This window comes from Streptomyces sp. NPDC055189, assembly GCF_053606765.1.
The window spans coordinates 24,651-48,757 of record NZ_JBSGSG010000028.1 but is presented as its reverse complement, the minus strand read 5'-3'; the positions used below and the strand labels follow the sequence as shown (position 1 = coordinate 48,757).

General features: G+C 71.0%; 22 protein-coding genes. 14 read left to right on the top strand and 8 right to left on the bottom strand.

The features are described from left to right. The first annotated feature begins 58 nt into the window (after nucleotides 1–58). Together ACWFR3_RS21300 and ACWFR3_RS21295 are read left to right on the top strand one after the other, a co-directional pair. The gene (locus ACWFR3_RS21300; protein ID WP_453736203.1) at nucleotides 59–1,954 is read left to right on the top strand and encodes an IucA/IucC family protein; all 1,896 of its coding nucleotides are present in this window, start codon (nucleotides 59–61) and stop codon (nucleotides 1,952–1,954) included. Next, nucleotides 1,951–3,153: a type III PLP-dependent enzyme gene (locus tag ACWFR3_RS21295; protein WP_453736159.1), complete on the top strand. Its 1,203-nt coding sequence runs from the start codon at nucleotides 1,951–1,953 to the stop codon at nucleotides 3,151–3,153. The genes ACWFR3_RS21300 and ACWFR3_RS21295 overlap by 4 nt, the downstream gene beginning before the upstream one ends. Nucleotides 3,154–3,222: 69 nt before the next feature. Here ACWFR3_RS21295 and ACWFR3_RS21290 read toward each other — a convergent pair whose 3' ends face one another. Both ACWFR3_RS21290 and ACWFR3_RS21285 read right to left on the bottom strand, forming a co-directional pair. Continuing rightward, complete coding sequence (locus ACWFR3_RS21290) at nucleotides 3,223–4,152, bottom strand: D-2-hydroxyacid dehydrogenase (protein ID WP_453736202.1); 930 nt, start codon at nucleotides 4,150–4,152, stop codon at nucleotides 3,223–3,225. A 212-nt stretch (nucleotides 4,153–4,364) separates the two neighbouring features. Continuing rightward, a complete protein-coding gene (locus ACWFR3_RS21285) occupies nucleotides 4,365–4,880 on the bottom strand; it encodes a hypothetical protein (RefSeq protein WP_453736158.1) in 516 nt (171 codons plus the stop codon). Between the two features lie 270 nt (nucleotides 4,881–5,150). On the opposite strand from ACWFR3_RS21285, the gene ACWFR3_RS21280 reads away from it, so the two are divergent. After that, a complete protein-coding gene (locus ACWFR3_RS21280; protein ID WP_453736157.1) occupies nucleotides 5,151–6,089 on the top strand; it encodes a GlxA family transcriptional regulator in 939 nt (312 codons plus the stop codon). 20 nt (nucleotides 6,090–6,109) lie between these two features. Here the strand turns inward: ACWFR3_RS21280 and ACWFR3_RS21275 are convergent, their stop codons facing one another. Continuing rightward, nucleotides 6,110–6,838: a class I SAM-dependent methyltransferase gene (locus ACWFR3_RS21275; protein ID WP_453736156.1), complete on the bottom strand. Its 729-nt coding sequence runs from the start codon at nucleotides 6,836–6,838 to the stop codon at nucleotides 6,110–6,112. A gap of 101 nt (nucleotides 6,839–6,939) precedes the next feature. Between ACWFR3_RS21275 and ACWFR3_RS21270 the strand changes: the two genes are divergently transcribed. Beyond that, nucleotides 6,940–7,794: a slipin family protein gene (locus ACWFR3_RS21270; RefSeq protein ID WP_453736155.1), complete on the top strand. Its 855-nt coding sequence runs from the start codon at nucleotides 6,940–6,942 to the stop codon at nucleotides 7,792–7,794. A 227-nt stretch (nucleotides 7,795–8,021) separates the two neighbouring features. Continuing rightward, nucleotides 8,022–8,849: a hypothetical protein gene (locus ACWFR3_RS21265; protein ID WP_453736154.1), complete on the top strand. Its 828-nt coding sequence runs from the start codon at nucleotides 8,022–8,024 to the stop codon at nucleotides 8,847–8,849. Between the two features lie 53 nt (nucleotides 8,850–8,902). On the opposite strand, the gene ACWFR3_RS21260 is transcribed toward ACWFR3_RS21265, so the two are convergent. Beyond that, nucleotides 8,903–9,586 (bottom strand): alpha/beta fold hydrolase, encoded by a 684-nt coding sequence (locus ACWFR3_RS21260; protein WP_453736153.1) that lies wholly within the window; start codon nucleotides 9,584–9,586, stop codon nucleotides 8,903–8,905. Nucleotides 9,587–9,744: 158 nt separating this feature from the next. On the opposite strand from ACWFR3_RS21260, the gene ACWFR3_RS21255 reads away from it, so the two are divergent. Next, nucleotides 9,745–12,189, top strand: coding sequence for a polysaccharide lyase 8 family protein (locus ACWFR3_RS21255; RefSeq protein ID WP_453736152.1), 2,445 nt, complete (start codon nucleotides 9,745–9,747; stop codon nucleotides 12,187–12,189). Nucleotides 12,190–12,481: 292 nt separating this feature from the next. After that, complete coding sequence (locus ACWFR3_RS21250) at nucleotides 12,482–12,928, top strand: subtilase-type protease inhibitor (RefSeq protein ID WP_453736151.1); 447 nt, start codon at nucleotides 12,482–12,484, stop codon at nucleotides 12,926–12,928. 80 nt (nucleotides 12,929–13,008) lie between these two features. On the opposite strand, the gene ACWFR3_RS21245 is transcribed toward ACWFR3_RS21250, so the two are convergent. Then, a complete protein-coding gene (locus tag ACWFR3_RS21245) occupies nucleotides 13,009–13,395 on the bottom strand; it encodes a YunG family protein (protein ID WP_453736150.1) in 387 nt (128 codons plus the stop codon). 86 nt (nucleotides 13,396–13,481) lie between these two features. On the opposite strand from ACWFR3_RS21245, the gene ACWFR3_RS21240 reads away from it, so the two are divergent. Continuing rightward, nucleotides 13,482–14,006: a GNAT family N-acetyltransferase gene (locus tag ACWFR3_RS21240; RefSeq protein ID WP_453736149.1), complete on the top strand. Its 525-nt coding sequence runs from the start codon at nucleotides 13,482–13,484 to the stop codon at nucleotides 14,004–14,006. A 194-nt stretch (nucleotides 14,007–14,200) separates the two neighbouring features. On the opposite strand, the gene ACWFR3_RS21235 is transcribed toward ACWFR3_RS21240, so the two are convergent. Both ACWFR3_RS21235 and ACWFR3_RS21230 read right to left on the bottom strand, forming a co-directional pair. Beyond that, complete coding sequence (locus ACWFR3_RS21235; protein WP_453736201.1) at nucleotides 14,201–15,076, bottom strand: TauD/TfdA dioxygenase family protein; 876 nt, start codon at nucleotides 15,074–15,076, stop codon at nucleotides 14,201–14,203. A 253-nt stretch (nucleotides 15,077–15,329) separates the two neighbouring features. Continuing rightward, a complete protein-coding gene (locus ACWFR3_RS21230) occupies nucleotides 15,330–16,178 on the bottom strand; it encodes an SAM-dependent methyltransferase (protein ID WP_453736148.1) in 849 nt (282 codons plus the stop codon). A gap of 263 nt (nucleotides 16,179–16,441) precedes the next feature. Between ACWFR3_RS21230 and lpdA the strand changes: the two genes are divergently transcribed. Together lpdA and ACWFR3_RS21220 are read left to right on the top strand one after the other, a co-directional pair. Then, nucleotides 16,442–17,845, top strand: a complete 1,404-nt coding sequence (gene lpdA / locus ACWFR3_RS21225) for a dihydrolipoyl dehydrogenase (RefSeq protein WP_453736147.1) — start codon at nucleotides 16,442–16,444, stop codon at nucleotides 17,843–17,845. A 136-nt stretch (nucleotides 17,846–17,981) separates the two neighbouring features. Continuing rightward, nucleotides 17,982–20,138, top strand: coding sequence for an MMPL family transporter (locus tag ACWFR3_RS21220; protein WP_453736146.1), 2,157 nt, complete (start codon nucleotides 17,982–17,984; stop codon nucleotides 20,136–20,138). A gap of 18 nt (nucleotides 20,139–20,156) precedes the next feature. Here the strand turns inward: ACWFR3_RS21220 and ACWFR3_RS21215 are convergent, their stop codons facing one another. Further along, the gene (locus ACWFR3_RS21215) at nucleotides 20,157–20,963 is read right to left on the bottom strand and encodes an isocitrate lyase/PEP mutase family protein (RefSeq protein WP_453736145.1); all 807 of its coding nucleotides are present in this window, start codon (nucleotides 20,961–20,963) and stop codon (nucleotides 20,157–20,159) included. 201 nt (nucleotides 20,964–21,164) lie between these two features. Here ACWFR3_RS21215 and ACWFR3_RS21210 point away from each other — a divergent pair, with 201 nt between their 5' ends. The 4 genes from ACWFR3_RS21210 to ACWFR3_RS21195 all read left to right on the top strand — a co-directional run bounded on the left by ACWFR3_RS21210 (nucleotide 21,165) and on the right by ACWFR3_RS21195 (nucleotide 24,101). Further along, complete coding sequence (locus tag ACWFR3_RS21210; protein ID WP_453736144.1) at nucleotides 21,165–21,581, top strand: YciI family protein; 417 nt, start codon at nucleotides 21,165–21,167, stop codon at nucleotides 21,579–21,581. Beyond that, nucleotides 21,578–22,813: an RNA polymerase sigma factor gene (locus ACWFR3_RS21205; RefSeq protein WP_453736200.1), complete on the top strand. Its 1,236-nt coding sequence runs from the start codon at nucleotides 21,578–21,580 to the stop codon at nucleotides 22,811–22,813. Before ACWFR3_RS21210 ends, ACWFR3_RS21205 begins: the two co-directional genes overlap by 4 nt. A gap of 14 nt (nucleotides 22,814–22,827) precedes the next feature. Continuing rightward, complete coding sequence (locus ACWFR3_RS21200; RefSeq protein ID WP_453736143.1) at nucleotides 22,828–23,496, top strand: formylglycine-generating enzyme family protein; 669 nt, start codon at nucleotides 22,828–22,830, stop codon at nucleotides 23,494–23,496. Nucleotides 23,497–23,747: 251 nt separating this feature from the next. Then, entirely contained in the window at nucleotides 23,748–24,101 is a 354-nt protein-coding gene (locus ACWFR3_RS21195) for a hypothetical protein (RefSeq protein ID WP_453736142.1), read from the top strand. The last annotated feature ends 6 nt before the right edge of the window (nucleotides 24,102–24,107 follow it).

The following is a 24,107-nucleotide window of genomic DNA, read 5'->3' as shown; positions in this document are numbered from 1 at the left end:
CGCCGCCCCGTCCGCCCTGCCCGCCCAGTCCACGCCGCCCGCCAAGTCCGCTGCCCTCATGGCGGGCGCCCCCGTCACGGGCACCCCCCTCACAGGCACCCCCGTCGCGGGAGCTCCCCTCGCCGGTGCCGCGCCCACCCGGCTGCCCAGCGCCGACCAGGCGGTGACGCACACGCTCCTCAACTGCCTGCTGCGCGAGGTCTCGGGGCCCGAGCACCAGACCGCCGTCGTCGACGGCGATCTTCTGCTCCGGCTGCCGCGCCGCGGGGTCCTGCTGCGCGTCGCGCTGCGCCGCGCCTCGCTCCTCGGCGCCCACCGCTTCACCGGCCCGGTCACCGAGCAGCGGGACGGCCGCTGGGTGGAGGTGGACTGGCCGCGCCTGGCCGAGTACACGCATGCGGAGCTCTCGCTGCGTACGGGCGTGAGCAACGAGGAGTTCCTGGAGCAGATCGCCTCCAGCCATGAAGGCGTCAGCGCCGCCATCGCCGCCGCCCGTCCGGCGCCTGCCACGGGGGCAGCTCCCACCGCGCGTTCGGCCACCGCCACGCATGCGACCCCCGCCACGCGTGCGATCTCCGCCGCGCGTGCGACCTCCGCCACCGATCCGGCCCCGAAGTGGCTCGCGGACTACCTGGCCTCCGAGCGGTCCCTGCTCTTCGGCCACCGCTTCCACCCCACCCCCAAGGCCCGCGGCGGCGACCTCGCCGACTGGTCCGCGTACGCCCCCGAAACCTCGGCCGCCTTCCCGCTGCGCCACCTCGCCGTACGGGACCACCTCATCGCCGAGGAGTCGGCGCGGCCGGACGCCACGGCCCCGCTCGACCGCCTCGGAAGAGTGCCGCGCGGTTATCGCCTCCTTCCCGTGCACCCCTGGCAGTACGACCTGTTGCGGGGGCATCGGGGGCTGCGCGCCGCCCTGGACCGCGCGGACGTCATCGACCTGGGGCCCGGCGGCTCCCCCTTCGCGGCCACCGCCTCCGTACGCACGCTGTACGACGGCGACACCTTCCTGAAGTTCAGCCTGAACATCCGCATCACCAACTGCCTGCGCAAGAACGCCAGTTACGAGCTCTCGGGCGCCGTCGCCCTCACCCGCACGCTCGAAGGCGCCCTGGACGACCTGTCCGCCCGTTTCCCGGGCAGCGCCGTGCTCCGCGAACCCGCATACCGCAGCCTGGCGATCCCGGGTCCGGGCGGGCGACCCGACCTCGCCCTCCTGGAAGGCTTCGGCGTCATCGTCCGCGAGGGTCTGGCCGGACGACTGCTGCCCGGCACGACACCGCTGCTCGCCGCGGCCGTCGCGGACGAGTACCCGACGGGGCCCGGCCACATCTCCCGCCTCCTCGAAGGCGCGGGGCCGCACCGGGCGCTCCAGTGGTGGCGCACCTACCTGCGGCTCCTGCTGCCGCCGGTGCTCGCCGCGTACTTCGACTACGGCCTGGTGCTCGAACCGCATCTGCAGAACGTCCTGGTCTGCGTCGACGACGACGGCATGCCCGCTCAGGTGCTCTTCCGCGACCTGGAGGGCACCAAGCTGGTCCCCGAGCGCCACGCGAAGACCCTGGCAGCACTCCCGCCCGAGGTCGCGGGACCGCTCACGTACGACGCGCAGCGCGGCTGGGACCGCGTCGTCTACTGCCTCCTGGTCAACCACGTCGCCGAACTGCTCGCCGCCCTCGCAGACCTCCACCCGCACACCGAGCCCGCCCTGTGGTCCGAGGTCCGGGCCGCCGTGCAGGAGTTCGCCGACACCCACGGCTGCCCGCCCCGGCTCAGCGCCCTGCTCGCCGGGGTGCCACTGCCCGCCAAGGCCAACCTGCTCACCCGCTGGGAGCGCAAGGCCGACCGGGACGCGGGCTACGTCCGCCTCACCTCACCCTTTACGCTCGCCGAGCATGTACCTGTGCGGGACGCGGGTCCCCGTACCGAAGCACCTTGGAGCGCCGCCGGATGACCGCCCCCACTCCCGCCGTACGCGAACGTGCCCTCGGCCTGGCGTCCGGGGAACTGCCCGCCTATCTGTACGACCTCGCGGCGCTTGACGCGCATGCCGCCGCCGTGCGCGCCGCGCTGCCCCGGCAGGTCGAGCTCTACTACGCCGCCAAGGCCAATCCGGAGCCGCAGATCCTGGCCGCGCTCGGCCCGCACGTGGCGGGCTACGAGGTCTCGTCGGGCGGCGAACTCGCCCATGTGGCCAAGGCGGTGACTGGGCGCCCGCTGGCCTTCGGCGGACCCGGCAAGACACCGGACGAGATCGCGGCCGCCCTTGAGCTCGGCGTGGCGCGCTTCCATGTGGAGAGCGCCTACGAGCTGCGGATGCTGGCCGCCGTCGCCGCGCGCGTCGTGCCGCACACCCGCGTCGGCGTACTGCTGCGGTTCAATCTCGGCCTCGACGACGCGTCCCTTGCGGGCAGTTCCCTCACGATGGGCGGGCGTCCCACTCCCTTCGGCCTCGACCCGGCGGAGGCCGACTCCGTCATCCCTGCCTTCACCGACGGCAGCCTTTCCCGCCTCCAACTGCTCGGCGTACATGCCCATCTGGCCAGCGGTCTCGACGCGCCGCGGCAGCTCGCGGTCGCCGAGACCATCGTGACCTGGTCACAGGCGCTCGCCGAGCGCCACGGCATCCGCCTCGCGGAGGTGAACGTCGGCGGCGGGATGAGCGTGGACTACGCCGACCCCGGCGCGCTCTTCGACTGGGCCCGCTACGGCGAGGACCTCGCCCGGCTCTGCGCCGCGCACCCGGACCTCACGCTCCGCATCGAGCCGGGGCGGGCGCTGAGCGCGTACTGCGGGTGGTACGCCACCGAGGTCCTGGACGTGAAGCAGAGCCACGGCGAGGAGTTCGCGGTGGTGCGCGGCGGCACCCACCATCTGCGCACCCCCGCCGCCAAGGGCCACGACCAGCCCTGCACCGTGCTCCCGGCGCGCGAGCCGTGGCCGCACCCCTGGCCGCGGTCCGGGGCACGGCAGGACCGGGTGACGTTCGCGGGGCAGTTGTGCACCCCCAAGGACGTCCTGGCCCGACAGGTCGTGGTGGCGGGGCTGCGGGCCGGGGACCGGGTGGTGTTCTCGATGGCGGGCGCGTACGCGTGGAACATCTCGCACCACGACTTCCTCATGCACCCGAGGCCGGGCTTCCACTTCCTCTGATCCTTCCGAGCGACGGCGGACAGCCCGCCCCCCCTCGCCCCGCTGCCCCCTGATGCTCCCGAGTTCTCCCTAGTACCCCCTGGGCCAGTGCACGACGTTGCGCAGCGGCTCTCCGCCGGTGAGCCGCTGCCAGTTGTCCGCGAACAGGCCGATGACGCGTTCCGTCTCGTCGCGTGAGCCGCCCGCGGTGTGCTGGGTGAGGATGACGTTCGGGCAGCTCCACAGCGGGTGCCCGGCGGGCAGCGGCTCCTCGCGGGTGACATCGAGGACCGCTCCGCCCAGGCGGCCCGAGGCGAGGGCGGCGACCAGGGCGTCCTCGTCGGCCAGGGTGCCGCGTCCCGCGTTCACGAACACCGCGCCGGGACGCAGCAGGCCGATGCGCCGCCGGTCGAAGAGGTCGGCGGTCTCGTCCGTGCCCGGCAGCAGTCCCACCACGATGTCGAACCCGGGCAGCCCGGCGTCGAGTTCGCCCGGGGTGCGGATGTCGCCGTCGCCCCGCGCGAAGTGCGTGACGGAGCAGCCGAAGGGCGCGAGGAGTCCGGCAAGGCGCCGGGCGATGGAGCCGCGGCCCAGGATGAGGACGTTGGCGTCGCTCAGGAGCCGCAGGCCGGGCCGGACGTCGGGCTTCGACCAGGTCTCCCCCGCGCGGAGTCCGGCCAGCACGTCGACACCGCGGTAGAGCGCGAGGATGCCCGCGAGGCAGGTCTCCGCGACCGGATCGGCGAAGAGTCCGCCGAGGTTGGTCACGGCCAGGCGCTGCCCCAGGACCGGCCAGTCGAGGCCCGCGTATCGGTCGATGCCGACGGACGCGAGCTGCAGCCAGCGCAGGTGCGGCGCCTTCTCCACCCAGTCCGCCCTCGGATTGCCGAGGGCGATGTGGGCGTCGGAGAGGACGCGCGCGTCGTCGGGCGAGCCGGAGTCCGGTTCGGCGAACCAGACCGGGCCCGGTGCGATGTCGCGGAGCCGGCCCTGTTCGTCGGCGTCGAGCGCCAGCTCCACGTACAAGAGGGCGTCCGGTGGCAGGCCGACCGGGTCTGAGCATTGCTGAGCGTGTGGTGCACGGACCATTTCCTGATACCCCCGTGGTAAGGAAAGCGCTGGTGAACGCACGTTCACCGAACTTAGGGCTTGTGCCGCGCGGGGGTCAACAGTGATCTGTGCGCCGGGAGCGGACATGCGGGGTGCCAGACGGGTCAGACGGGTCAGGTGGGTCAGGCCCCGGTCGTGGAGCCGGGCCTGATGATCATGAGGACGGTGACCGTGGCCCAGAGGAGGTTGAAGATGCCCGTGTACATGGCCAGTTGTGTACTGGCGCGTTCCCCCACCGCCACCACCACCGCACTCGACCCGGCTGCCGGCTGACCGCCCGTGCCGCCTTCGCCCTCCCCGGTCACCGCTTCGAGCGCCGCCTCCTGACGCGGCAGGACGAGGACGATGAGCACCGCGGCCGCGGCCATGGTGAGGATGATCGAGGCGATCAGCCAGGCACTGCCGAGCACCCCCAGACTGCCGGCGGTCGCGAGCCCGGTGACGGGGACGGCGACGCCGACGAACGCGTACACCGAGCAGATGCGCTGCAGCAGACGCAGCGAGGCGACGGCCGATGCGTCCTGCGGATCGGCCTGCGCCCGGCGCAGGGCCGCGGGGAACATGCTGGCGGCCACGGTGACCGGGCCGACGGCGAGAATGGCGGCCAGCACATGGAGCGTCAGGAGGAACTTGGTCACGGCAGGGGTCCTCTGGTTCTCGGAGATCGGCACTTCGGGAACGGTTCTACGGGGAACGGTTCTTTGGGGAACGGCGGAGATCCGTCGGCTCCCGACCGGGACCCGACGGCCGAGATTAGTCAGCGTGCGTGTCCACCGGCCAGTGGCATTAATGACAGGCTTCGCACAGATACCGCCATCGGTTCTCCGGGCAGGTCAGGAGGTACGGGGAGGGCATATCCCCTGATGCCCGCGCTTGGCGGGAGAGCACCGCTGTCGTACGTTTCCGCCATGCACACCGTGGCCGTCCTGGCGCTGGACACCGTCATCCCGTTCGACCTGTCCACCCCCATCGAGGTCTTCAGCCGCACCAGGCTGCCGGGCGGGCGGCCCGGCTACCGGGTGCGTGTCTGCGCCGCCGCGCCGCAGACCGACGCCGGTCTGTTCACGATCCAGACGCCGTGGGGGCTCGAAGGGCTCGCGGACGCGGACACGATCATCGTGCCCGGCACCTCCGACGTGTCCGGGCCGGTCCCCGGTGCGGTGCTCGACGCGCTGCGGGACGCGGCGGCCGACGGCACCCGGATCGCCTCCATCTGCGTGGGCACCTTTACGCTCGCCGCGGCCGGCCTGCTGTCCGGGCTGCGCGCCACCACGCACTGGCTGGCCGCGGCCGGGCTCGCCGACCGCTATCCCGACATCGACGTCGACCCGGATGTCCTCTACGTCGACAACGGGCAAATCCTGACGTCCGCCGGTGCCGCCGCCGGACTCGACCTGTGTCTGCACCTGATCCGCCGCGACTACGGCTCCGCTGTCGCCGCCGATGCGGCCCGCCTGTCGGTGATGCCGCTGGAACGCGAGGGCGGCCAGGCCCAGTTCATCGTCTCCGAGGCGCCGTCCACACCCCGGGGCTCGGAACTCGAACCGCTCCTGCGCTGGCTGGAGGAGAACGCCGAGCGCGAACTCACCCTGGATGACATCGCGGGACGGGCGGGCATGAGCACCCGCACCCTGCTGCGCCGCTTCCGGGACCAGACGGGCAGCACGCCGCTGCAGTGGCTGCACCGCACGCGGATCCGGCAGGCCCAGCATCTGCTCGAAACGACGGGCCACTCCGTCGAGCGCATCGCCGTCCAGGTCGGCTTCGGCTCGCCCACCGCTTTCCGCGACCGCTTCAAGCGCGTCGCCGGGGTCAGCCCGCAGGCCTACCGCAAGGCGTTCCAGTGACCCGAGGTCTTGCGCGTCCTTCAGGCCTTGCACGCCTCGACGAGGCACCAGTTGGGGCTGCCGTCGGGGCGGCGGCCGAACTCCTCCAGCGGGTGCAGCCGCATGGTGAACCCGGCCCGCAGCAGGTCGTCGCGCACACCCCGTAGCGGAAAGGTCCGGTAGTACATGACGAACGACGGACGCCACAGCAGATTGCGCACCCGCATCACTCCGTCGAAGCCGAGCAGCGCCCAGTACAGCGGTGACGTCATGGGCTGCGGCGCGCCGATCGGGAAGGCGAAGATCCCGCCGGGCCGCAGCGCCTCGTAGACCTCCGCGAACAGCCGTGGCCGCTCGGCGGGCAGGAAATGTCCGAATGCCCCGAAGCTCACCGCCAGGTCGAAGGACCCGGCGAAGGGCAGGGCGCGGGCATCGGCGCGCACCCAGTCCACCGCGGGCCCGCCGTTGACCGGGGCGACGGCGGCCTGCGCCCTGGCCAGCATTCCGGCGCTGAAGTCGACGCCGGTGACCCGCTCCCGGCACAGCGGCAGCAGCGTCTCGACGCCCGCGCCGGTGCCGCAGCAGACATCGAGCCCCGCGTCGAACGGCCCGAGATCGCGCAGCGTGTCCGCGACCGCGTGCAGGATGCGGTCGGGCGTGCGGAACGGGGTGTGGTCGAACTTCGGGGCCAGCAGGTCGTAGCCGTCCTCGATGGAGGAGAGAGCCTGCACGGCCAGTTCGCGGAGCGTGGGCCCCTGGGAGGTGAACACCGTGCCCACCCTAGTCAGCGGCGGGACGGCAGGGGCTCGACCACGGACAAACCAGGGCATATCTTGGTAGTGACGGGCGACTCGGAGGATAGGGGGTCGTCATGGTCGAAGAGCTGCTCACAGCGGGTGCCGCGGTCGCGGCTGCCGGGTTCGTGTACGTGGTGTCGGCGGCCCGGGTGATCAAACAGTACGAGCGCGGCGTCGTGTTCCGCCTCGGCCGCCTGCGGGATGACGTCCGCGGGCCGGGGTTCACCATGGTCGTCCCGGGTGTGGACCGGATGAGCAAGGTGAACATGCAGATCGTGACGATGCCGGTCCCGGCGCAGGACGGCATTACGCGGGACAACGTCACGGTACGCGTCGACGCCGTCATCTACTTCAAGGTGATCGACGCCGCGGACGCGGTGATCAAGGTCGAGGACTACCGCTTCGCGGTCTCGCAGATGGCGCAGACGTCGCTGCGCTCGATCATCGGCAAGAGCGATCTCGATGACCTGCTCTCCAACAGGGAGAAGCTCAACCAGGGCCTGGAGCTGATGATCGACTCCCCCGCCATGGGCTGGGGCGTGCAGATCGACCGGGTCGAGATCAAGGACGTGTCGCTGCCCGAGACGATGAAACGCTCCATGGCCCGCCAGGCCGAGGCCGACCGCGAGCGCCGGGCCCGGGTGATCAACGCGGACGCCGAGTTGCAGGCCTCCAAGAAGCTGGCCCAGGCGGCGCACGAGATGGCGGACGAGCCGGCCGCGCTCCAACTGCGGCTGCTGCAGACCGTGGTGGCGGTCGCGGCCGAGAAGAACTCCACCCTCGTCCTGCCCTTCCCCGTCGAACTGTTGCGCTTCCTGGAGAAAGCCCAGCAGACGCAGGCGTTTTCGCCCTCACCGCCCGCGCCTGCGGACCCGCTCGCGCCCCAGCCCGCGACCAAGTCGACCCCGGAACGACCGGCGGCGGCATAGGCCTGGTCCCAGCCGTTCGGGCCTGAACCAGCATCGGAGGTGTTCTCGGCCGGCAGCGGATCACCCGGCTTCGACCAGCGTGCAAACGTAACGGGCCGGGGCAGTTTCACGAACCCCTGACCGCCGCGGTGGCCGGTTACCGCCAGGAGGTCTATCGGGTCGAGCCAAGGGTCGGATAGACGTAGCGCGACCCCAGACCCCGCCACTCGGCACGAGGAGGCATGCTCATGACCGGTGCCCGGACCACCACCGCGGCAGGCAAGACCCGGTTCGACGACATCTACGACAAGCCCGATCCCCGCGCGTACTTCCGCACGCTGGCCCCTCTGCGGTACGAGATACCGCAGCAGGCAAGGGACGTCTTCCGGCGCACGCTCGCCCAGCGGTCCGCGGTGCGCGGCACCCGCCTCCCGGTCACGGTCCTCGACCTCTGCTGCTCCTACGGGATCAACGCGGCGCTGCTCAACCACGACCTCACGCTCGCCGACCTCTACGCGCACTACACCAGCGCCGAGACCGACGCCCTCACCCGCGGTGAACTCATCGAGTCCGACAAGGAGTTCTACGCCTCGCGGCGGCGGACGGACGCGGTCCCGGTCATCGGTCTCGACACCGCCGACAACGCCACCCGGTACGCCCTGGAGGTGGGGTTGCTCGACGAGGCCTATGCCGAGAACCTCGAGCGTCATCCGCCCAGCAGCGAGCTGCGCCGTGCCGTGGGGCGCGTCGGCCTGATCACGGTCACCGGAGGCATCGGCTACATCACCCACCGCACCTTCGACGCGCTCCTCGACGCGACGCGCATTCCGGTGTGGGTGAGCGCGTTCGTCCTGCGCACGGTGCCCTTCCAGCAGATCGTGGACGTCCTGGACGCCCACGGTCTCGCCACCGACACCGACCCCGAACGGACCTATCCGCAGCGGCTGTTCAGCGATCCCGCCGAGCAGGCCGCCGCCGTGGAGCAGGTACTCAAGGCCGGTGACGACCCCACGGGTCTGGAGGCGGAGGGCCGGTACTACACCCGCCTCCACCAGTCACGGCCCCGGCCGGCGTAACCCCGGGCGAGTCGGGCGAACGTGGTGCGGGGCGTGGTCCGACCACGCCCCGCTCAGCTGGTGAAGAACTCGCTGACCTGCTCGGCGAACTGCTGCGGGCTCCCCTCGTGCACCGAGTGCCCGACCGGGATCGTGATCACCCGGGAGTCGGGGATCGCCGTGGCCATGTCGGGGATGCGCCCCTGCGGCATGCTGCTGTCCGGGCCGCCCGCCACGATCAGGGTCGGTGCGACGATCTCGCCGAGCCGCTCGGCCCACTCCGGGTCGGGGTCGAAGATCTGGGCGCGGACCGCCGGGGAGACGGGCCAGTCGAAGTCGATGGCCTCCTCGGGGCGGGGCGCCTCGACCCAGTCGCGCGGATAGGGCGGCGGCGTCTCCTCCAGGACGAGGCGCTCGACGCGGTCCGGGTGCTCCTCGGCGAGCAGGTACGCCACGACCCCGCCCATGGAGTGGCCGACGACGCCGACGCGGTCGAGGCCGAGCTCGTCGAGGAAGCCGAGCACGTCGTCGCGCATCAGCTCGACCGAGTACTCGTCGGGCCAGTCGCTCTCCCCGTGCCCGCGCAGATCGAGCGCGTACACCCGCCACTCCTGGCCGAGCATCTGGCCGACCTGCTCCCAGGACTCCGAGGAACCGCCCAGCCCGTGCAGCAGCACGACAGGCGCTCCGTACGAGTCGCCCCAGGTCCGATAGGCCAGGCGTACGTCGCCCACATCCACCACTGCGTGATCGCTCATGCCCCTGACGCTACAGCGCGGCGCCCGAACCATTGAGCAGTGGCCTAGACCCATGCTAGAAAGCGCTTGCTCTTCTCGCCTGCCCCCCGCGCCTCTCTCGCCTCACCCCTCCCCTCCCCTTTTCTTCTCTCCCCTCCCCCTCCACCATCGGAGACCCCATGCACTCTCCTTGGTCCCGCCGCGCCTTCCTGCTCACCACCGGCGGCTCCGCGCTCGCCCTGACGGCCTCGGGGCTGCTGCCCTCGGACGAGGCGACGGCGGCGGTGGCCGCCGACGAGTACGCGGCGCTGCGTGCCAAGTGGCGCACCCTGATACTCGGCGAGGGCTTCTCCCCCACGGCCGAGCCCTTCAAGAGCCGCCTTGCCGCACTCGGCACCACCGCACGGGAGTTGCGCGCCGCCATGGCCCCCGCCGCGGGCTCCCTGTGGCCGGACATCTCCTACGCCGACCCCGACCCGGACACCGACCAGGAGTCGTACGGCTACTCGGCGAACGTGGTGACCGGCTACAGCAGGCTCAACACCATGGCCCAGGCCTACCGCCACGAGGGCACGGGCCTGACCGGCGACGCGGGGCTCAAGGCCGACATCCTCACCGGCCTCGATCATCTCTACGCGCAGGTCTACAACGAGAATCAGGCGCGGTTCGGCAACTGGTACAGCTGGCAGATAGGCGCCCCGCAGAACCTCCTCGACGTGTGCGTGCTGATGTACGACCACCTGTCGGCGACCCAAGTGGCCGACTACTGTGCGGCCGCCGACCACTTCGTGCCCGACTCGGCGGTGGGCAGCTACACCGGCACAAGCACCGGAGCGAACCGCGTCGACCTGTGCCGGGTGCTCGCCCTGCGCGGGGTCGTCGGCGACTCCTCCGCGAAGATCGCCCTGGCCAGGGACGCCCTGTCCCCCGTCTTCCCGTACGTGACGACCGGCGACGGCCTCTACACCAACGGCTCGTTCATCCAGCACACCACCGTGCCCTACACGGGCTCGTACGGATCGGTGATGCTCGGCGGGCTCGGCATGCTCTTCGCCCTGCTGCGCGGCTCCGGTTGGGAGGTCACCGACACCAAGAAGCAGATCGTCTTCGACGCCGTGGAGAAGGCGTGGGCCCCGTTCATCTACAACGGTCTCGTCATGGACGGCGTGGCGGGCCGCGCCATCAGCCGCGGTCTTTCCGCCTCCGACGCCACCAGGACCCAGGCCGACGACCACCGGCGCGGCCACCCCATCATGGCCGCCGTGGTGCTGCTCGGGCAGGGCGCGAGCGCGGCCGAGAACGCGCGCTGGCGCGGCCTGGTCAAGGGCTGGATGCGGCGCGACTACTACAGCCCGCCGCTGAGCGACTCCTCGCTCGGCCTGACGGGTCTGGCCCGTCTGCAGGCCGTCGAGGACGACGCTTCGGTGAGCGCGATCGCCGAGCCCACCGGCCACCGCCTCTTTCCCGACATGGCGCGCGCCACGCACCGGCGCCCCGGCTGGGCGGCTTCGATCAGCATGGCCGATCCCCGCATCACGTACTACGAGACGGGCAACGGCGAGAATCTGCGCGGCTGGCACACCGGCTCCGGAATGCTCTACTGGTGGGGCGACACCTACGCCAACGGGCAGTACAGCGACGCCTTCTGGCCCACCGTCGACCCCTACCGGCTGCCCGGCATCACCGCGTCGCGCAAGGCGCTCGCGGACGCGGCGGGCGGCGACTGGGGCGCGTCGATGCCGGACGTGAAGTGGGTGGGCGGCGCGAGTGACGGCGGGCGCGCCGCCATCGGGCAGTACTTGAAGGGCTTGCAGAGCACCCTGCGCGCGAAGAAGTCGTGGTTCTGCCTGGACGACGCGATCGTCTGCCTGGGCGCGGGCATCGTCTGCACGGACGGCGCGGCGGTCGAGACGACCGTCGAGAACCGCAACCTCGGACCGACGGGCACCGCCTCCTTCCAGGTGGACGGCGCCGCCAAGCCGACCAGCGCCCCCTGGTCGGCGACCCTCACCGGCGCCAAGTGGGCACACATCGGGGGCCACGGCGGCTACGTCTTTCCCGGCGGCGCGACGGTGAAGGCGCTGCGCGAGGAGCGCACCGGCAAGTGGAGCGACATCAACAAGGGCGGCGCCACGACCGCGATCGCCCGCAAGTACCTCACGATGTACGTCGACCACGGCACCGCACCGACCAACGGGACGTACGCCTACGCCCTGCTGCCGGGAGCGAGCGCGGCGCAGACGGCGGCGCGGTCCGCCGACACCGGATGGCTCCAGATCCTGGCCAACTCCGACGACCAGCAGGGGATTTACGTCCCCTCGCTCGGCTTCACCGGCGTCAACTTCTGGTTCGGCGGCACGGTGGGCAAGCTCACCGCGAGCGCCCCCTGTTCGGTGCAGATCAGCGAGAAGAGCGACGGCACCGCGGTCATCTGCGTCAGCGACCCGATGCGCGCCCAGACCTCCCTGACCCTGACCTGGCAGCGCGCCGTGTCCGCGGTGACGGCCAAGCCGGCCACCGTCACATCGGCGGTCACGGGCGCGTCCCTGAAGCTGGCCTTCGGGAATCTGAGCGGCACGAGGGGGGCCAGTCAGCGGATCAGCGTCAGGCTGGGCAGCTCTTAGCAGCGATGCTTTCCGGTCGACCCTCGATTCCGGTAGAAAATCGAATCAACTGTCGCCGCAGGTCAGGCAGTTGTTCTTGGTTGCACCATCACTTCCGGTCCACATGCTGGACACCACAAGCGCACCCTGCGGCACACCCCTCCGCCCGCTCTGAGCTGCCCGAACACTCATCGGGTGACCGCTGAGCGGACACAAGCATCCGGAAATCGACCATGCATTTGGTGCTCACTCTCCGCACCGGCAAGACTCCCGTCCGCAACCAGAAAACCCCCCGCATCAAAGGAGAGTTGACGTGCGTTTCTTCCTCAAGACGGTGGGCGCCACCGCTGTCGTGGCCGCCTGTGTGATGTCCGGAACCGCTGGCACCGCGCAGGCCCAGCCGAAGGCCGCCCCCGCCGGCCTCTACGCGCCCTCGTCACTGGTCCTCGCCGTCGGCCAGGGCGAAGAGGCGGACACCGCGACCATGCAGCGCGCCGTGACCCTGACCTGTACGCCCAAGTCGGCCTCGGGCAGCCACCCCGCCGCGTCCGCAGCGTGCGCCGAACTGACGGCGGCCAACGGTGAGTTCGCCCGCCTGGTCGCCAAGACGCCCGGCATGGCCTGCACGAAGGAGTGGAAGCCCGTCGTCGTCTCCGTGGACGGCGTGTGGCAGGGCAGACGAGTCGCATGGTCCGCGACCTTCGGCAACAGCTGCGAGATGGGGGCGAGCCTGACGGGCGGCGCGACCCTCACGTTCTGACCCTGCCTTTCGCACGCCTTGGACGCCATCCCGAACGGCGTCCAAGGCGCTGGCCGTCCCGGGACAGGGGCGGCCTTTGCTCACCCGGGAACGCCCAGCTTCTCCAGGACGCGGGCGCGCAGCAGCTCGTACTCGTCGCACAGGCGGCGGATCTGCGGGGGCCGCACGATGACAACGCCCCCGCTGACGATCTCCTCCGGCATGAACTGCTCGCGAGTGAGGTCGACTTCCAGGCCTTCGCCCAGGCGGTTCCACCAGTGATGGTCGGTCCACTCGCCCGCGACCCGCACCTCGCCCCGTATCAGCTCGCCGCCCAGCAGGTCCTGGAGCACCAGCGCGGTGACGCCGCACTGGCCGCGGGCCGGGTTGTCCGGAGGCCAGACGTGGGAGGAGTCCGACGGGTAGGTGTCAGGGCCCCAACTGGCGCGCACGGCTTCTTCGATGTCGGTGAGGATCAGTGGGCTCATGGCCGGAATCGTCGCAGCCGCCACTGACAATCCGACCCCCGTGCACCCGCACGACCCGCCCGCTCCAGCCCCGGCTACTCTGACGCATGACCGTGATCCACGCCCCGGAAATCAGCACCGCCCGCCTCGTCCTCGTACCCCTTCGGGTCGAGCACGCCGACGAGATGGCCGATGTGCTCTCCGACCCCGCCCTGCATGCCTTTATCGGCGGGTCTCCCGACGACTCGCAGGCCCTGCGCGCCCGTTACGGGCGTATGACCGCCGGGGCGCCCGACCCGGCGGTCTCCTGGTGCAACTGGGTGCTGCGGCTGCGCGACGAGGGGTGTCTGGTCGGGACGGTGCAGGCCACGGTCGGGCCCGGCGGCGACGGAGCGCTGGTCGCGGAGATCGCCTGGGTGGTGGGAACTCCCTGGCAGGGGCGCGGTTATGCCGTGGAGGCGGCCCGTGGTCTCGCCGGGTGGCTGGCGGGGCAGCCAGACGTGCTCCGCGTCATCGCGCACGTCCACCCGGACCACCGAGCCTCGGCCGCCGTTGCCGCCGCCGCGGGGCTCGCCCCCACGGACGAGTGGCACGACGGCGAGGTCAAGTGGCAGCGGGCGCTGGAGCGTTGAGCGAGGGCACTCGGCCGGCAGCCGCGGCGCACGCCGCAGTACCCGTCCTCGCTGCCCACGCCGTCGGGCCGCCCCGTCAGCCGCAGCCGCGCCCCCGAGGCCTTCGCGCACCGCGTCGGGGACGTGGATCGGCTCGGCTCAGGAGTCAACGGGAAGCACGCTGCGGCTGACATCGGGTTCCCCCGACGACAGGGTCAGTACGGGCGGTCGCCCGCGATCGCGACCCGTTCGGCCACGCGACGGTGCGGGGCGTAGTCGTCGACCGCGTAGTGCTGGGTGGAGCGGTTGTCCCAGAAGGCGACGTCACCGGCCTGCCAGTGGAACCGCACCTGGTACTCGGGGACCTGCGCCTGGCGCACCAGGTAGCTCAGGAGCCGGTCGCTCTCGGAGCGCTCCATGCCCACGATGTGCGTGGTGAAGGAGGTGTTCACGAAGAGCATCTTGCGCCCGGTCTCCGGGTGCCTGCGCACGACGGGGTGGGTGACCGGCGGGAACTGCTCCTGGAGCGGGATCAGCTTCTCGGGGCCGTAGAAGCGCACGAAACCGGGGATGAAGTCGTGCACCGCCTGCGCGTCCTCGATGCGGGCCTTCACCTCGTCGGGGAGGTTGTCGTACGCGGCAGCCATGTCCGCCCACATGGTGTCGCCGCCTACCGGCGGCACCTCACGCAGTTGCAGGACGGCACCGAGCGCGGGGTTCTCGCGGAAGGTGACGTCGGCGTGCCAGACGTTCTCGTACGTGGGGATGCCGCTGCCGCCCTTGTCGAACCGGACGACATCCTCGGCCGAGCCGCGCGCGAGCAGCGGGTTGGTCTCCAACTCGCCCCAGTTGAGGGCGAAGGCGCGCTGCTGCTCGGAGGTGATGTCCGCGCCCCGGAAGAAGAGCACCTTCCACTCCAAGAGGGCACGGTTGAGCTCCTCGCGCAGCGCCGGAGTCAGCGGCTGCGCGAGGTCGACGCCGCGGATCTCGGCGCCGATGATGCGTCCCTGCGGCACGACGTCGAGCAGTTCGTAGGGGCGCTCTTCCCAGCCTTCGGGGACGCGGCGCAGGGTGCGGCGGCCTTCGTACATGCCGTCGGCGGGAACGCGGGCGTCACGCAGGGCGGGAGCGACGGGGGAACCCACCGTCGCGTAGGAAACCACGGTCATGGTGATCCTTCAGTTGTGAGTGAACGGGTGGCGTCACGGAGGGGAAACTCCGGACGGTCGGGAACGGATTCCCGGGCAGCTAGCGACCCGATCGCTCGCACCCGCGCCGCCACGGGACCATGAAGGTCCTCTCGGCGGCGGTCAGGTGCTGGATCATGCACGCCATTGTGTATGGCTATGCCTTGCGGAGCAAACCCCCGTACTCGTAGATCCCCTTGTTCTGCTCGGTGGCTCCCAGATAGGGGGCCAGGTCGGCGTGGACGGGGGCGAGCGGCGGCTGGTCCGCGTCGGGCCGCCAGTCGACCAGATTCACCAGGCCGGGTTCGACCGGCACCAGACCGTCCAGGAGGGCGTCGACCTCGGCCGGGGTGCGCGTCTGCCAGGGCACTCCGCCGCCGGAGATGTGCGCGCTCATCGCGGCGCCGCGGGCCGGGTCGTCGGCCACGACCTGCGAAAGACCGAGGTAGCTGCCGGGCGCCGCCCGGTCGATGATCGTGCGCAGCACACCGCGGGGGCCGTCGGCGTCGGTCAGGTGGTGCACCACCGACAGGAAGAGCACCGCGACCGGCTCGTCGAAGTCGATGAGGCGGGTCATGTCGGGATGGCCGAGGATCGCGTCCTGCTCACGCATGTCGCCGTGGATGACGGTGGTGGTGGAGTCGTCGGCGAGCAGCGCCCTGCCGTGCGCGAGGACGATCGGGTCGATGTCCACGTAGACGACCCGGGTGTCCGGTGCGAAGCGCCGTGCGACCTGGTGGACGTTGTCGTCGGTCGGCAGTCCGCAGCCCATGTCGATGAACTGGCGGATCCCCGCCTCCGTCAGGTGCCGTACTACGCGGAACAGGAACTCGCGGTTCTGCCGGGCGATGTCCACGCACTCGGGGAAGTCGGGCAGCGTCCGCAGCAGGAACTCGCGGTCGACCGCGTAGTTGTCCTTGCCGCCGAGCATCCAGCCGTAGGCGCGTGCCGACGTCGGCACGTCGAAGGGAATGGACGATCTTGTCGACAGGTCTTCTGCGGCCACAGCGCGTTCTCCGCCTCTCCCCCGGGGACATGAGTGTGTGCTCCGTCGTGCTCCGTCACGGCGACACTATCCCGCTGCCCACGGCCGGGTGAACCCGGTACCGATCAGCAACAGGCGTGCCCACAGGGGCGGTTGGGAAAACGGCCCGGAACGGGCGGCATGACATCGGACACCCACCCGCCCGCGACGCGGCGAGATGGCGCATGATCGGACGTGCGCGAGTCACGTACCACCCGATACGTACCACCAGAGAGGACCTCCCCATGGAAGACCGCTTCGACGTCGTCGTGCTCGGAGCAGGACCCGGCGGCTATGTGGCCGCCATCCGCGCCGCCCAGCTGGGCAAGCGGGTAGCGGTCGTCGAGGAGAAGTACTGGGGAGGTGTCTGCCTCAACGTCGGCTGTATCCCGACCAAGGCGCTGCTGCGCAACGCCGAGCTGGCCCATCTGTTCACGCACGAGCAGAAGACGTACGGCATCAAGGTCGACGGCAACGTCTCCTTCGACTACGGCGAGGCGTTCAACCGCAGCCGCACGGTCGCGGACGGCCGCGTCAAGGGCGTCCACTTCCTGATGAAGAAGAACAAGATCACGGAGTTCGACGGCCGGGGCACCTTCCTCGACGCGAACACCCTCCAGGTCGCCAAGTCGGACGGCTCCACGGACACGATCACGTTCGAGAACTGCATCATCGCCACGGGCGCCACGCCGAAGCTGCTGCCCGGCACGCGGCGCTCCGAGCGCGTCGTCACGTACGAGGAGCAGATCCTCGCCGACTCCGTGCCGCAGTCCATCGTGATCGCGGGCGCCGGCGCCATCGGCATCGAGTTCGCCTACGTCCTGCACAACTACGGCGTGAAGGTCACGATCGTCGAGTTCCTCGACCGCATCGCGCCCCTGGAGGACGCGGACGTCTCGACGGAGCTGGCCAAGCAGTACCGCAAGCTCGGCATCGACGTGAAGACCTCGACCCGCGTCGAGTCGATCGACGAGTCGGGCCCGCAGGTCAAGGTCACGGTGACCGGCAAGGACGGCAAGCAGGAGGTCCTGGAGGCGGACAAGGTCCTGCAGGCCATCGGCTTCGCCCCGAACGTCACCGGCTTCGGCCTTGAGGCGACGGGCGTGGCGCTGACCGAGCGCGGCGCCATCGACATCGACGGGCACGGTCGGACGAACGTGCCGCACATCTATGCCATCGGCGACGTCACGGCGAAGCTGATGCTCGCGCACACCGCCGAGTCGATGGGCGTCGTGGCCGCCGAGACCCTCTCCGGGGCCGAGACGATGGAACTCGACTACCCGATGATCCCGCGGGCCACCTACTCCCAGCCGCAGATCGCCAGCTTCGGCTGGACCGAGGCGCAGGCGAAGGAGAAGGGCTTCGACGTCAAGGTCGCCAAGTTCCCCTTCATGGCGAACGGCAAGGCGCACGGCCTGGGCGACACCACCGGCTTCGTGAAGATCATCAGCGACGCGCGGTACGGCGAGATCATCGGCGCCCACCTGATCGGCCCGGACGTCACCGAGCTGCTTCCCGAGCTGACCCTGGCCCAGCAGTGGGACCTGACGGTGCACGAGGTCGCGCGCAACGTCCACGCGCACCCCACGCTCGGCGAGGCGGTCAAGGAAGCGGTGCACGGCCTGGCCGGGCACATGATCAACTTCTAGCGGCCCCGCGTCCCCGGGGCGCGCCCCGCCACTGCGCCGAACGGCTCAAGTGGCGGGGCCGCCCGGTCCGGAAGATCCTTGGTCAGAACGCGTCGTTACGCTCGTCACGCCTCGGGGGCGAGGGAGGCAGCAGCCGATGTTCTCTGGCCTGGGCCGATTCGTGGTCCGTCGCCCGTGGTGGATCATCCTGGCGTGGGTCGTGGCGGCCGGCGCGGTGATCTCCCTGGCGCCGAAACTCACCTCGAGCAGCGACGAGGCAAGCTTCCTGCCGGACCATTACGAGTCCATCCGCGCGGCGGACGTGCAGGAAACGGAGTTCCCCAAACAGCAGAACGTCGGCGCGATCATCGTCTTCCAGCGCTCCGACGGCGGAACGCTGACGGCGGCCGACTCCGCGGACGTCGCCCGCGTCTCCAAGGACCTGCAGGCCAAGAAGATCCCCCAGGTGCAGGCGGTAGTACCGGGCGCGGTCTCGCCCAACAAGCTCGTGCAGACCTCGGTCGTCGCGATGCCCAAGATGACCAACCCCGAGGACACCGCACAGCAGGACGCCGTCAAAGACCTGCGGTCCGATCTGAAGCCCGAGCTGAAGAACACGGACCTGTCCGCCGGGATCACCGGCTCCGCCGCCCAGGCGCTCGACGAGAGCGACGCCTCGGAGCGGGCCGGCCTTCTCGTCGGGGTCGGCACGATCGTGATCATCATCGTGCTGCTCCTGGTGATCTTCCGGAGCCCGATCATCGCGCTGCTTCCCGTGGTCCTCATCGGCCTCATCTCGCCGATGGCGACCGGTCTGATCGCCTCCGCGAACAAGGCCTTCGACATGAAGGCCGACTCCTCCATCCAGGAACTGCTCACCGTCGTCCTGTTCGGCGTCGGCACGGACTACATCCTCTTCCTGCTCTTCCGCTACCGGGAGGCCCTGCGGGCGGGCGAGGATCCCAAGGGCGGCATGGTGCATGCCGTCGAGCGGGTCGGCGAGGCGATCACCTCGGCGGCCGGCGCCGTCATCGTCGCGTTCGCCGCCCTGACGCTCTCCTCGCTCGGCATGCTGCGCTCCATGGGCCCTGCCCTGGCCATCGCGGTCTTCGTGACCCTGCTGGCCGGGCTCACCCTGGTCCCCGCCGTCGTCTCGCTGCTCGGCACGAAGGTGTTCTGGCCCTCGAAGTCGTGGCAGAAGGAGCCGCAGGGCACCGGCTTCGCGCGGCTCGGCACCTCCATCGCCCGCAAGCCCGCCGTCTGGGCCCTGGTCTCCGCCCTGTTCATGGGCGCGCTCACCCTGGGTGCCCTGGGATACCGGGCCAACTTCGACCTGGCGGGCTCCTCGCTGCCCAAGGACAAGGAGTCGATGGTCGCCCTGGACAACCTCCAGAAGGGCTTCCCCGCGGGCTCCACCGACCCGACCTCCGTCTACCTCACCTCGAAGGACGACGGGCCGCTCCCCGCAGCGCGCACGGCCGCCTTCCGGACACAGCTTGCCGACATCCAGGGCGTGGGCAAGGTCTCCGCTCCCCAGCCGAGCAAGGACCGGACGACGGCGTCGTTCTCCGTGATCCTCGCCGACCCGCCCGCCTCCGACAGGGCTCTGGAGACGGTCAAGGACCGGCTGCGCCCGACCGCCCACCAGGACGCGCCGTCCGGCACCGAGGCGCTGGTCGGCGGCACGACGGCGGTCTACGTCGACATCAACAAGGCCGTGGACCGCGACTACTCGGTGGTCTTCCCGGTCGCCGCGCTCGCCATCATGGTCATCCTCGGCCTGCTGCTGCGCAGCTTCGTGGCGCCCTGGTACCTGATGCTGTCGGTGGCCCTCGGCTTCGGCGCGACCCTGGGCGCGACCTCGCTGCTCTTCCAGCAGATCGGCAGCCAGCCAGGGCTGATGTTCATGCTGCCCGTGATCATGTATCTGTTCGTGGTCGCCCTCGGCACGGACTACAACATCCTGATGGTCTCGCGCCTGCGCGAAGAAGCCCGCGAGGGCCGTACCCCGCACGACGCGGCGGGCACGGCGGTGCGCCACTCGGGCCCGACGATCGGCTCGGCGGGCGTGATCCTCGCGGGCACGTTCGCGACCCTCATGCTCGCGGGCAACTCGACGCTCTCCCAGATGGGCTTCTCCCTCTCCTTCGGCATCCTCATCGCCGCCTTCGTCATGGCGATGATCTTCACGCCCGCGCTGACGGCACTCATCGGGCACGCGGCCTGGTGGCCGGGGCACGGGGACCGGAAACGCGAGAGAAGCGAACGGCCGGACGAGGAAGACGAGTTGGGATCCGGAAGCACGCGGAGCTAGCGCGCGATGGACACGGCCCTATACCCCTTCGCCGTACGCCGCCGAGAGCGCTTGGGCGTCCGCGTACGAGGGCAGGTCATCCGGCACCGCGCCGCCCCGGCCGATCGAGTGTGCCGCCTCGACTGCGGCGTGCACCGCGGCGCGGAAGAGCAGCGAGCCGCTGCTCACCCGGCGCACGCCGAGCTCCGCGAGGCGCCGGTAGGTCAGGGCGCCGGGCGCGAAGAGGATGTTCAGCGGGATGTCGAGCACGCCGTCGACCAGCCCTGTGATGGTCTTGTCGTCCTGGAGGCCGGGGACGAACAGGCCGTCGGCGCCCGCCTGTTGGTAGTCCGCGGCCCGGCGTTCGGTCTCCCGGGCTTCCCCGGCGTGCAGCCAGTACGTGTCCGTGCGCGCGTTGACGAACAGGTCGGGGACACTCTCCTTGACGGCGCGGATCAGCTCGCACTGCAGTGCCGTGTCGGCCAGCGTCCCGTCCGGGCGCCCGTCCTCGATGTTCACGCCCACCACGCCCGCCCGGGCCAGTTCCGCGGCAAGGGCCGCGACCTCCTCGGGCCGCTCGCCGAAGCCGCCCTCGATGTCCACGGTGATCAGGGCGGGCAGCCGGGCCAGGCCGCGTGCCAGGCGAAGGGTCTCCTGCCGGGTGCCGCCCGTGGCGTCCGCCTTGCCGGCGGCTGCCGCCACACCGAGGCTGGTGGTGCCGATCGCGGGGAACCCCGCACCGGCGAGCGCGGCGGCGGAGGCGTGATCCCACGCGTTGGGAAGGAGCAGGGGTTCGCCGGTGCGGTGCAGGACGCGGAACTGGGTGGCTCGATCGGCGTAGGTCATGCCCGGACCGTAGCCCCGCGTCGGTTCGGCGACCACCGAAACGTCCTGCTGGGCAGGGGTCCGCGGCGACTCCCGGACACCTCTTCGAAAACTTCCGGGAAAATGTTCCGCCGTTGTGTCGAGAACGGGTGGTCGGCCCCGACGTCCCCTGTGAGAGTTGCCCACAAGGGGTGACCACCGCACAAGTCGAGGAGATACGTCATGAAGTACCTGGTGATGGTGCAGGGCACGCAGGCGGACTACGAGGCGCAGAGCGGCAAGGCCAACGCGCACAGCCCGGCGTGGGGGGAGAAGGACCTGCAGGCGATGTTCGAATTCATGGGCGCGCTCAACAACGACCTGGCCGAGTCCGGGGAGCTGGTCGACGGGCAGGGCCTGTCCGAGCCCGCCCAGACGCGCCTGGTCGACGTGGACAAGGAGGGCCGCCCGGTCATCACGGACGGTCCCTACGGCGAGACGAAGGAAGTACTCGCCGGTTACTGGGTCCTCGAATGCGAGAGCCTGGACCGCGTCACCGAGATCGCCAACCGCATCCAGCAGTGCCCGTGCCCCCAGGGTGCCCCCCTCTACCCCGTGGTGATCCGTCCCATCATGGGCGGCCCCGAAGACGCGTCCTGAACGGCACATCCGCGACCGAGGACCTGCTGCGCCTGCACGCGCCGCAGGTCCTCGGCGCGCTCGTACGCCGGTACGGGCACTTCGGCGAGGCCGAGGACGCCGTGCAGGAGGCGCTGCTCGCCGCCGCCCGGCAGTGGCCCGAACAGGGCGTGCCCGACAATCCGCGGGGCTGGCTGATCAGGGTGGCGTCGCGGCGGCTCATGGATCAGCTGCGCAGCGACGAGGCCCGGCGCAGGCGCGAGGAGGAGGCCGCACAGCTGTCGCCGCGGGACGCCTTCACGGCGCCGCCGCCGGGCGAGAGCCGTGCGCCGTCCGAGGACGACACCCTGACCCTGCTGTTCCTGTGCTCCCATCCGGTGCTGAGCCCGGCGGCGCAGGTCGCGCTGACGCTGCGCGCGGTCGGCGGTCTGACCACGGCCGAGATCGCGCGCGCCCATCTCGTGCCCGAGGCGACCATGGCGCAGCGGATCAGCCGGGCGAAGGCGAAGGTCAAGGGGGTGCCCTTCGAGCAGCCGCGCCGCAAGGACCGTGATCAGCGGCTCGCGGTGGTGCTCCAGGTCCTCTACCTCATCTTCAACGAGGGCTACACGGCGACATCGGGCGACGCCCTGCACCGCGCCGACCTGGCACGCGAGGCGATCCGGCTCACCCGGTCCGTGCGCACGCTGCTGCCCGCGGACGGCGCGGTGACCGGGCTGCTCGCGCTCATGCTGCTCACCGAGGCCCGCAGCGCGGCGCGCACCGGCCCGCACGGGGAGCTGATCCCGCTGGACGAGCAGGACCGCTCGCGCTGGGACCGCCGCGCGATCGAGGAGGGCTCCACGCTTGTCGAGAAGGCCCTGTCCCAAGGCCCTGCGGGCCCATACCAGTTGCAGGCGGCGATCGCCGCGCTGCACGACGAGGCGGCGGGCGCCGACGACACCGACTGGCCGCAGATCCTCGCCCTCTACGACATCCTCGTACGCCGTACTCCCGAGCCCATGGCCGAGCTGAGCCGGGCCGTGGCCTTCGCCATGGTGCACGGGCCGAGTGCCGGGCTCGCCGAAGTCGCGGCGCTGGAGGACCGGTTGGCGGGCCATCACCGCCTCGATGCGGTGCGCGCCCATCTCCTGGAGCGGGCGGGCGACACCGAAGGGGCCCGCGCCGCCTACCAATTGGCGGCCAGGCGTACGCTGAGCATCCCCGAGACGCGCTACTTGCAGATGCGTGCGGCCCGCCTGCTGTCCACCTGAGTACGGAGAACGAGATGATCGGCGTCCCGGCGGGGAAGGTGACGCTGACGGACCGGCGTACACAGCGCAGCTGGGCGGTCGACGTCGCGGCCCACGAACTCGCGCCGTTCCCCGTCACGCAGGAGCAGTACGCCGAGGTCACCGGCGAGCGGCCGAGCAGCGCGACCGGCGAGCGGCTGCCCGTGGAGGGCGTTTCCTGGCTGGACGCGGTCCGGTTCTGCAACGCCCTGTCCCTGCGCGAGGGACTGGCACCCGCCTACCGGCTCGGACCTGATGCCGAAGGTGTCGAGGGTGCCGACGGTGCCGAATGGGACACGGCCGCCGACGGCTACCGGCTGCCCACCGAGGCCGAGTGGGAGCACGCCTGCCGGGCCGGCACGGACGGCGCGCGCTACGGGCCGCTGGACGAGATCGCCTGGTACGGCGGCAACGGCTCCGGGCGGATCCACGAGGTGGGCGGCAAGCAGCCCAACGCGTGGGGCCTGCACGACATGCTGGGCAACGTGTGGGAATGGTGCTGGAACCTCTACGACCCCGAGGTGTACGGCACCTACCGGGTCCTGCGGGGCGGCGGGTGGTTCGACGAGCACTGGAGCTGCCGGGCCTCGGTGCGCCGCCGCAGCCATCCGACGTTCCGGATCGACGATGTGGGGTTCCGTGTCGCGCGCTCTCGCGTGCGCTGACCGGACGCGGCGAGCGGTTCCGCCACCCGCCGGTCACGTAACGCAGCTCACACGAACAGGGCCCCGACCTGGGAACACCAGGAGTTGGTTCACCGTTGAACAGTACGTAGGTCCCGACCGCGATTCCCCCGTCCGGCCGGGGCCTACATCTATTTCCGACCGTTCATGTCCATTCCGTTCCGTTTCACGCCTTCGAGCGCGAATATGCCAACCGCACCGCACGGCGCACGTCCGGACGGCATCATGCGGTCATGGACGGTGCCAAGCCTGTGCAGGTCTTGTTCACGCCCGACGAGTACGAAACGGTCCTGCGGAACGCGGACCAGCTCGGCCTCCCGGTCGATGAGTTCATACGCCGGGCCGTGATCGTCGACGCCACGCAGCCCCCCTGCCCCGCCGACGCCGCACAGCCGCCGTGCCCCACCTCGGGGGCCCGGCGCGGCTCCGGCGTTCCGGCGCCCGTGCCGCCCATCCGCCGCAGCCCGGCAGCTGGTGGCACTCCCGCGCTCCAGCGCTTCCTGGACACCCTCGCGGCTGCGGTGGAACCCGATGCCGATGAGCAGGTTCCACCGCAGCCGACGGTCCGCAGCTGTTCGGGGCAGTGACGCCCG